1 protein-coding gene is annotated in these 1,204 nt (G+C 69.4%); it reads left to right on the top strand.

Annotated elements, in window-relative coordinates; genetic code table 11:
* On the top strand, nucleotides 1-1,034 hold a 1,034-nt coding region (locus tag ACFWPJ_RS33365; RefSeq protein ID WP_378857589.1), incomplete at its 5' end, for a pyridoxal phosphate-dependent aminotransferase.
* Between the last annotated feature and the right edge of the window lie 170 nt (nucleotides 1,035-1,204).

Below are 1,204 nucleotides of genomic sequence, written 5' to 3'. Positions count from 1 at the left end.
GGGAGAGCCAGCGCTGTGGGCCCCCCCCCACCCCCCCCCCCCGGGGGCCCCCCACCCCGGCCACGTCGACACTGTTCGACTTGTCGCTCAGCGAGAATCCTTATCCCCCACTGCCTTCCGTCCTGGCTGCGGTGTCCGACACCCTCGCTCACGCGAACCGGTATCCGGAGTTCCGGCCGGAGCGGTTGCCGCGGATCATCGCCGATCACCTTGGCGTGCCGCCCGACGACGTGGTGGTCGGCGCGGGCGCCACCGGTGTCGCCATGCAGATACTGCGGGCGCTGGGCGGTGGCGAACTGATCACCAGCACACCGACTTTCGACGGATATCCGATCATGGCGGAGATGGCGGGCATGCCACTGGTGCCGGTGCCGCTCGACGGTCAGGGCGACCAGGATCTGAAAGCGCTGCGGCGTGCGGTGACCCGGCACACCGCGCTGGTCGTGCTGTGCAGGCCGCATAATCCGACCGGAACGCTACTCGGAGCGGCGGCAGTGCGTTCCTTTCTCGCCGCGCTGCCATCCCGGGTTCCAGTGCTGCTCGATGAGGCCTACGTCGAATTCCTCGACGCGGCCGACCGCCTCGACCTGCACGCCTTGCTCCACCGGCACCCAAATCTGTTGATTCTGCGTACCTTTTCGAAGGCGTACGGGCTGGCGGGCCTGCGCATCGGGTACTGCGTCGGCCGCGGCAAGCTGATCGAACGCATCCACCGCCAGCAACTGCCCTACGGAATCCCCGCCGCCGCCGTCGCCGCGGTGCGGGCCGCCTACGCCGCCGGGGACGAACTCCGGGACCGGGTCCACCGGATCACCATGGAACGCGATGCGCTGCGAATGTCTCTGCGCGCCTTGGGCATCGATGTCCACCGCAGCCACGCGAACTTCCTGTATCTCCCTGGCCCTGGCGTAGCGACCGCACTCCGCCGCGCGGGCATCAAGGCCAAGTCGTACCCCGACGGCAGCGCCCGCATCACGGTCGGCGATCCCGCCGCAGGGCGTGCCGTCCATGCGGCCCTGGTCAACCTGCGGTGACCAGTGGCACGGCCGAGCCGCTGCACCGGCCAGTTCTGGCGGACGAGATCGGGGCATGACCGTCAGGCCGCTGTACGCGGTGCCTTCACCATCGAGCCCGACCAGGTGATTCGATAGCGGTATGACCTGGTGGCGACCCCCACCCTTCCAACCCAACCCGGCACCGGCGG

It is taken from the genome of Nocardia sp. NPDC058497, assembly GCF_042720195.1.
In the GTDB taxonomy this organism is placed as follows: domain Bacteria; phylum Actinomycetota; class Actinomycetes; order Mycobacteriales; family Mycobacteriaceae; genus Nocardia.
Note: the sequence above shows the minus strand (reverse complement) of the source record. Positions and strands in the feature narration are given on the sequence as shown.